An 8,011-nucleotide genomic window follows, 5' to 3' on the forward strand; every position below is an offset into this window, starting at 1 on the left:
TGCTGCCCGAGGCCGTTCAAGATCACCCTGACGGCGGCAGCAGTCACTTCGGGTGGCGGAAGAACTCCTCGCCACCAGGCCCGATCGCGGATTTCCTACCGCCGCCGGACGGGTGCCGCGAGGTCAGGCGTGGATCCGGCCGCGCAGCATGACCAGCTTCGGGCGCCGCAGGGCGTCGAGGTCCGCGCGCGGGTCGTCCTCGTAGACCACGACGTCGGCCGCGGCGCCCTCGGTCAGCGACGGGAAGCCGAGCCACTCGCGGGCGGCCCAGGACGCCGCGCCGAGGGCCTGGGTGGTGCTCAGGCCGACCCCGTGCAGCGCCTTGATCTCGTCAACGATCCGGCCGTGCTCGATGCCGCCGCCCGCGTCCGTGCCCGCGAACACCGGCACGCCCGCCTCGACCGCCTTCGCGATGGTCCCGGCGTTGCGCTCGTACAGGTGCCGCATGTGGCCCTGGTAGACCGGGTACTTGTCCGCGCCGGCCGCGATGTCCGGGAAGTTCTCGATGTTGATCAACGTCGGCACCAGCGCGGTCCCGTTGCGGGCCATCTGCGCGATCGTGTCGTCGGTCAGGCCCGTGCCGTGCTCGATGCAGTCGATGCCCGCGTTGAGCAGGGCGGGCAGGGCTTCCTCGCCGAAGACGTGCGCGGTGACCCTGGCCTTGTTCTCGTGCGCGACCTTGATCGCCTCGGTGAGCACGTCCTCGGTCCACAGGGGCGCGAGGTCGCCGGTGGAGCGGTCGATCCAGTCGCCGACCAGCTTCACCCAGCCGTCGCCGGCGGCGACCTGCTCGGCCACCGCGGCCGGCAGGTCGGCCGGGTCCTCGATCTCGACGCCCAGGTACTTGATGTACCGCTTGGGCCTGGCCAGGTGCCTGCCCGCGCGGATGATCCGGGGCAGGTCGAGGCGCTCCTGCAGCGGTCGCGTGTCCAGCGGCGAGCCGCAGTCGCGGATGAGCAGCGTGCCCGCCCGCCGGTCGGCGAGGGCCTGGTCGACCGCCTCGGGCAGGTCGACCGCGCCCTTGGCGCCCAGGCCGACGTGGCAGTGCGCGTCGACCAGGCCGGGCACCAGGTAGCCACCGCTGCTGACGGTGGTCGCGCCGGGCACCGGCCGGGTGCGGATCCGCCCGTTGACCACCCACAGGTCCTGCGGGTCGCCGCCCTCGGGGAGGACGACGCCCCGCAGGTGCAGGCCGCTCACTTGTCGAACTTCAGCTTCGACGGGTCGAAGCCGGGTGGGAGCTGGTCGAAGCCGCCGAGGCCGGGGGGCAGCGCGGGGCCGCCGCCCTGGGGGGGCATGCCGGGCATCATCCCGGGCATCCCCGGGAACCCGCCGCGCACCTTCGGCGGCGTGGGGCCGCGGCCCTTGCCCTTCTTCCCCTTCTTGCCCTTGCCCTTGCGGTTGTTCTTGCCGCCACCGCCGGGCAGGCCGAAGCGGCCGGCCATCTGGCTCATCATCTTGCGCGCTTCGAAGAAGCGGTTGACCAGGTCGTTCACGTCGCTGACCCGGACGCCCGAGCCGTTGGCGATGCGCAGCCGGCGGGACGCGTTGATGATCTTCGGGTCGTCGCGCTCGGCCGGGGTCATGCCCCGGATGATCGCCTGCACCCGGTCCAGGTGCCGCTCGTCCAGGTTGGCCAGCTGGTCCTTCATCTGGCCCGCGCCGGGCAGCATGCCGAGCAGGTTCGCGATCGGGCCCATCTTGCGCAGGGCCAGCATCTGCTCCAGGAAGTCCTCGAGCGTGAGCTGGCCGGAGCCCATCTTGACCGCGGCGGCCTCGGCCTGGTCGGCGTCGAACGCCTGTTCGGCCTGCTCGATGAGGGTGAGCATGTCGCCCATGCCCAGGATCCGGCTCGCCATCCGGTCCGGGTGGAAGACGTCGAAGTCCTCCAGCTTCTCGCCGTTCGAGGCGAACAGGATGGGCTGGCCGGTGACCTCGCGGACGCTGAGCGCGGCGCCACCGCGGGCGTCGCCGTCGAGCTTGGTGAGCACCACGCCGGTGAAGCCGACGCCGTCGCGGAACGCCGTGGCGGTGTTCACCGCGTCCTGGCCGATCATCGCGTCGACCACGAACAGCACCTCGTCGGGCTGCACGGCGGCGCGGATGTCGACGGCCTGGCGCATCATCTCCTCGTCGACGCCGAGGCGGCCCGCGGTGTCGACCAGCACGATGTCGTGCTGCGCCCGCTTGGCCTCCTCGATGCCCTTGCGGGCCACGTCGACCGGGTCGCCCACGCCGTTGCCCGGCTCGGGGGCGAACACGGGCACTCCCGCGCGCTCGCCGACCACCTGGAGCTGGGTCACCGCGTTGGGGCGCTGGAGGTCGCACGCCACCAGCATCGGGGTGTGGCCCTGGCCCTTGAGCCACTTGGCGAGCTTGCCCGCCAGGGTCGTCTTGCCGGCGCCCTGCAGACCCGCGAGCATGATCACGCTCGGCGGGTTCTTGGCCAGGTTGAGCCTGCGGGTCTCCCCGCCGAGGATGCCGACCAGCTCCTCGTTGACGATCTTGACGACCTGCTGGGCCGGGTTCAGGGCCTGGCTGACCTCGGCGCCCTTGGCGCGCTCCTTGACCTTCGCGATGAACGTGCGCACCACGGGCAGCGCGACGTCGGCCTCCAGCAGCGCGACCCGGATCTCGCGCGCGGTCGCGTCGATGTCGGCCTCGGACAGCCGCCCCTTGCCCCGCAGGTTCTGCAGGACCGAGGTGAGCCGGTCGGAAAGGGTGTTGAACACGATGCCGCCAGACCTCGCACGTCGTCGGTGGGTTCCTCGTACTCAGGGTAGCCGTTCACGCCGGCGTCACCGACAGGCGCAGGTGGTCACGACGGGTCAGCAGGGTCAGGCCCTGCCAGCCGCGCGGCGGCACGCCCTCGGCGAAGCGGGCGCGCAGCTTGGCCGCGCGGCGCACGTGCCGGGCGAACGACCGCGACCGGATCAGCCTGCCCCGCGCCACCTGGCCGGACAGGGCCTGCTCCGGGCTCGCGTCCAGCCACAGGAAGTGCCTGGGCCGGTTGGTCAGCACGCCGACGGCGACGAGGCCGGCGCGGGTGGTCGGGCGGGTGGACGGCTCGTGCACGAGCAGCAGGCCGCTCGTGGTGATCGCGAACCACACGATCCGGGCGCGGTGCACGAAGTGCACCAACGGCCGGTAGAGCCGGTAGGGCAGGGACTCGGGGAAGAAGGCGCGGAGGCTGGTCCGCACCTGGTCGGAGTCGAGCACGACGGCGGGCGCGCCGTCCGTGTCGGCGGCGGCGAGCAGCGTCGACTTACCCGCTCCCGGCAGTCCGGCCAGCACGACCAGCGAGCGCGGCCTCACGGCGACAGCGGTCATCGCATCCATACTAAAGAGACGTTTCGGACGCCCACGAGTTCCGGGCGTGATCGAGAGCGGCCCAACCCCTCGACAGGCCGCTCCCGACCACGCGGTGGCGCTGACCCCGCCGGCGCCCCCCGGTCCGCGCGGTCCCCCGTGCCACGGGAGAAGCCTCCCCCGGCACGGGGTCCACCGGCAGCGTGAGCCCCCTCGGTCGGTTGTGCGTAGACCTACGCAACCTCAGCGCGCGGCCAGCAGCACGGCCCGCTCGATCCGCCGCCGCTGGTCGGCGTCGCCGCCGTCGGGCAGCGTGATGGCGAACGAGTCCACCACCGTGGAGCCCAATGTGGACACCCGCGACCAGACGATGTCCACTCCGGACTGCTCCAACGCGTCCGCGACGTGGTGCAGCAGCCCGATCCGGTCCGCCGCGCGCAGTTCCAGCACCACCGCGCCGGTCGACTCGTCGTCGAACCAGAGCACCCTCGGCGGTGGCGGGTCCTGCGGCGGGCCGCCGTAGTCGCGTTCCTTCGCGGCGAGCTTGTCGGCCAGCGCGAGGGAGCCGTCCAGCGCCCTGGTGAGCTGCTCGCGCAGCAGGGTCACGTCCGGCAGGGAGCCGAACCTGGGCGACACGGTGAACACGTCCACGGCCGCGCCCTCGTGCGAGCGCAGGGTCGCGGCGTGCACTTCCAGGGAGTTCAGCGCGAGCACGCCCGCCGCGCGCGACAGCAGCCCCGGCCGGTCGGGCGCGACGACCGTCACGGTGGCCGCGTGGTCGCCCGGGTCGACCAGCACGTCCGGTTTCCCGCTGTCCAGCACGGCCCGGGCGAGGTCCTGCTGGCGCTGGTCCAGCGGCTCCGGCTTGGGCAGCGGGTCGCCCGCCATCGCCGTGCGGCAGCGCGCGACCAGGTCGCTGATCAGCGAGGCCTTCCAGTCCGACCAGACGCCCGGCCCGGTGGCCACGGCGTCGGCCTCGGCCAGCGCGTAGAGCAGCTCCAGCAGCACGGGGTCGCCGCCGAGCGTGTCCACCACGCGGCGCACGGTGGCCTCGTCCTCCACGTCACGGCGGGTGGCCGTGTGCGGCAGCAGGAGGTGGTGGCGCACCAGCGCGGTGAGCGTGGCCACGTCCTGCGGCCACAGGCCGAGCCGTTCGGCGATCTGCGTGGTGATCGCCGCGCCGACCTCGGAGTGGTCGGCCTGCCTGCCCTTGCCGATGTCGTGCACCAGGGTGCCGAGCAGCAGCAGGTCCGGCCGGGACACCCTGGTCACCAGGCGCGCGGCGTGCGCGGTGGCCTGCACCAGGTGCCGGTCGACGGTCCACGTGTGCGCGGCGTCGCGCGGCGGCAGGTCCCGCACCGCGCCCCACTCGGGGAACAGCCTGCCCCACAGGCCGGTGCGGTCCAGCGCCTCGACCACGTCGATCAGGCCGACGCCGGTGCCGAGCAGGGCCAGCAGCTCCTCGCGCGCCTCCCTCGGCCACGGTTGGCGCAGCTCCGGGGCCGAGTCGGCGAGCTTGGCCAACGTGCCCGGGGCGATCGGGTGCTTGCTGCGTGCGGCGGCCGTGGCGACCCGTAGTAGTAGTGCCGGGTCACGGCTGGGTACCGCGTCACGCGCCAACGCCACCTCGGAGCCGTGCAGCACGACGCCCTCGTCCAGCGGACGTCTGGCCGGTGCCCGCCTGAGCGGGGAACGGGCGAACACGCCCAGTCCGCGCTTGGGCACCGCGGCGCGCGCTGTGCGCATGGCCACGTCCACGGCGTAGACGATCGTGCGCGCGGCGGACGACATCGAACGGGCCAGCGTGAAGCGGTCCTGCAGGCCCAGCGCGGTGGCGACCTCGTCGCCGTCCTGCGCGCGGAGCACGTCGCGCGGCCTGCCCGCCACCCGGCGCAGCTCGGTGCGCACGTCCAGCAGCAGCTTGCGGGCCTCGTTGACCTCGGCGGACGGCCGGTCGGTCAGCTGCGCCGCGCTCAACGCGTCCAGCAGCGTCACGTCGCGCAGCCCGCCGCGGCCGTGCTTGAGGTCCGGCTCGACGCGGTGCGCGATCTCGCCGCTGCGCGCCCACCGCCGCGACGCCGACTCGGCCATCTCGTCCAGCCTCGTGCGCACCCCCGTGCGCCACGCCTGCCGGGCGCTGTCGGTCAGCCGTTGGCTGATCTCCTGGTCGCCCGCGATGTGGCGGATGTCCAGCAGCCCCAGCGCGGTGCGCAGGTCGCCGGCGGCGACGCGCAGCGCCTCGCCGACCGTGCGCACCGAGTGGTCCAGGCCGATGCCGGAGTTCCACAGCGGGTACCAGAGCTTCTCGGCGATCCCGTCCACGCCCTTGTGCCCGTTGTGCACCAGGAGCAGGTCGAGATCGGAATAGGGCACCAGCTCCCGCCTGCCCAGACCCCCCACGGCGACCAGTGCGACCCCACCGCCCGGTCCGCCGACGCCCGCCAGCGAGGCGTGCGCGGTGAGCCAGAACTCGTGCAGGTCCACCAGCGCCTCGCGCAGCGACTCCCCCGTCAAACGGCGCCGACCTGGCGCGAGCAGCCGATCGCGTGCTCGCACCAGGTCGTCAGCCGTGACGACGGCCGCCTCGGCGTTATCCATACGGCCGTCTCCCATTCCTACTTCGGATCCCTATAGGGCATCCGAGCCGCGCTCCCCGGTGCGGACCCGGATGACGGTGTCGACCGGCGTCACCCAGACCTTCCCGTCACCGATCTTGCCGGTGCGCGCGGCCTCCACGACGGCGTCGAGGACCTTCTCCACGGCGGTGTCGTCCACCAGGACCTCGATGCGCAGCTTGGGCACGAAGTCCACGGCGTACTCGGCGCCGCGGTAGACCTCGGTGTGGCCCTTCTGCCTGCCGTACCCCTGGACCTCGCTGACGGTCATGCCCAGCACGCCCAGCTGCTCCAGGGACGCCTTCACGTCGTCCAGGGTGAAGGGCTTGATGATCGCGGTGACCAACTTCATGACTTGTTGCTCCCCTCGAGGACCGCAGTGGCGCCGGCGGCGACACTGGGCTTGCTGCCGCCACGGGCGCCGATGCCGCTGCCGAACTCGTACGCGGTCTCCGCGTGCTCGGCCTCGTCGATGCCGGCGACCTCGGCCTCCTCGTCGGCGCGGAAGCCGACGGTGAGCTTGACCAGGTAGCCGAGGACGAGGCTCAGCACGAACGAGTACGCGAGCACGGCCAGCGCGCCGACGGCCTGCCGCCACAGCTGGTCGACGCCGCCGCCGTAGAAGAGGCCGTCGATGCCCGCCGGGGCGGCGGAGCTGGCGAAGAAGCCGATGAGAATGGTGCCCGAGAGGCCACCGACCAGGTGCACGCCCACGACGTCGAGCGAGTCGTCGAAGCCGAATCGGTACTTCAGGCTGACCGCCAGGGCGCACAGGGCGCCGGTGATCGCGCCGATCGCGATGGCGCCGAGCGGGGTGACCGCCGAGCAGGCCGGGGTGATCGCGACCAGACCCGCGACGACGCCGGACGCGGCGCCGAGCGTGGTGGCGTTGCCGTCGCGGACCCGCTCCACGAGCAGCCAGCCGAGCATCGCGGCGGCGGTGGCGACCAGGGTGTTGACGAAGGTGACGCCGGCGGTGGCGTTCGCGCCGAGGGCGGAGCCCGCGTTGAAGCCGAACCAGCCGAACCACAGCAGACCCGCGCCCAGCACGACCAGCGGCAGGCTGTGCGGCTTCATCCGGTCCTTCGGCCAACCGACGCGCTTGCCGAGGACGAGCGCCAGCGCGAGACCCGCCGCACCGGCGTTGATGTGGACCGCCGTGCCGCCCGCGAAGTCGATGGCGAGCAGCTTGTTGGCGATCCAGCCGCCCGCGTCGACGACGTTGCCGTCAGCGTCCTTGCCGTCGAAGTCGAACACCCAGTGCGCGACCGGGAAGTACACGAGCACGGCCCACAGGCCGGCGAACAGCAGCCACGGCCCGAAGCGCGCCCGGTCGGCGATCGCGCCGGAGATCAGCGCCACCGTGATGATGGCGAACATCGCCTGGAACGCGACGAAGACGGTGCTCGGGATGGTCCCCGACAACGACTCCTTGCCGAGCAGGCCGTCGAGGCCGAAGAACTCGAACGGCTTGCCGAGCAGACCGGCGCCGACGTCGGTGCCGAACGCCATCGAATAGCCGACCAACACCCAGAGCACACCGACCACGGCGATTGCGCCCAGGCTCATCATCATCATGTTGAGCACACTCTTCGACCGGACCATGCCCCCGTAGAAGAAGGCAAGTCCCGGCGTCATCAACAGCACCAGTGCGGCACTGGTGAGCACCCAGGCGGTGTCCCCTGTATCCACGTCGACCTCCACTGCACGTCGGTTGCAGGGAGCATCGGTATGTCCTGTTTCACGCGGTTGCGCCTCAGGTTTCGGGCAGGTGAACTGTCCCGCCCCTGGTGTTACGGGCAGGTTTCGCGGGCTTGAAGCAAGCAGTTCCGCCCGCGATCAGTCCGGGTCGCCGCGGAATTTCCGGTGACGGACCGTGCGAGCACGACTCGACTTTGCGGTGGTTCGTGTGATCCCGCGCCAAGCCCTGACGACGCTGGGTCACCAGCGGTGAGACGCCGGGCCACGTGGTCGCGACCGAGCCTGCCAGACCGGCCGGCGCCGCCCCCCCCCCCGCGGGGGGGGCGGCCCCGCGCCGGGACCGGGTCAGGCCAGGGCGGCCAGGGCCGCGTGCACCATCACGCGCA

The 8,011-nt window shown here is 72.5% G+C and carries 6 protein-coding genes; all 6 read right to left on the bottom strand.

What is annotated here, in order from left to right; all coding sequences use genetic code 11:
* Nucleotides 1-123: 123 nt before the first annotated feature.
* The gene (locus tag ABTZ99_RS32335) at nucleotides 124-1,200 is read right to left on the bottom strand and encodes an amidohydrolase family protein (protein ID WP_498784880.1); all 1,077 of its coding nucleotides are present in this window, start codon (nucleotides 1,198-1,200) and stop codon (nucleotides 124-126) included.
* Complete coding sequence (gene ffh / locus ABTZ99_RS32340; RefSeq protein ID WP_498784882.1) at nucleotides 1,197-2,732, bottom strand: signal recognition particle protein; 1,536 nt, start codon at nucleotides 2,730-2,732, stop codon at nucleotides 1,197-1,199. The genes ABTZ99_RS32335 and ffh overlap by 4 nt, the downstream gene beginning before the upstream one ends.
* Before the next feature lie 55 nt (nucleotides 2,733-2,787).
* On the bottom strand, nucleotides 2,788-3,330 hold the full coding sequence (locus tag ABTZ99_RS32345; RefSeq protein WP_498784884.1) for an AAA family ATPase: 543 nt from the start codon (nucleotides 3,328-3,330) through the stop codon (nucleotides 2,788-2,790).
* A gap of 222 nt (nucleotides 3,331-3,552) precedes the next feature.
* Nucleotides 3,553-5,907 (bottom strand): [protein-PII] uridylyltransferase, encoded by a 2,355-nt coding sequence (locus ABTZ99_RS32350; protein ID WP_498784886.1) that lies wholly within the window; start codon nucleotides 5,905-5,907, stop codon nucleotides 3,553-3,555.
* Nucleotides 5,908-5,937: 30 nt separating this feature from the next.
* Nucleotides 5,938-6,276, bottom strand: coding sequence for a P-II family nitrogen regulator (locus tag ABTZ99_RS32355; protein ID WP_230567690.1), 339 nt, complete (start codon nucleotides 6,274-6,276; stop codon nucleotides 5,938-5,940).
* Nucleotides 6,273-7,616, bottom strand: coding sequence for an ammonium transporter (locus ABTZ99_RS32360; protein ID WP_498784888.1), 1,344 nt, complete (start codon nucleotides 7,614-7,616; stop codon nucleotides 6,273-6,275). Before ABTZ99_RS32360 ends, ABTZ99_RS32355 begins: the two co-directional genes overlap by 4 nt.
* Between the last annotated feature and the right edge of the window lie 395 nt (nucleotides 7,617-8,011).

Source organism: Actinosynnema sp. NPDC002837 (genome assembly GCF_040295345.1).
Taxonomy (GTDB): Bacteria; Actinomycetota; Actinomycetes; order Mycobacteriales; family Pseudonocardiaceae; genus Actinosynnema.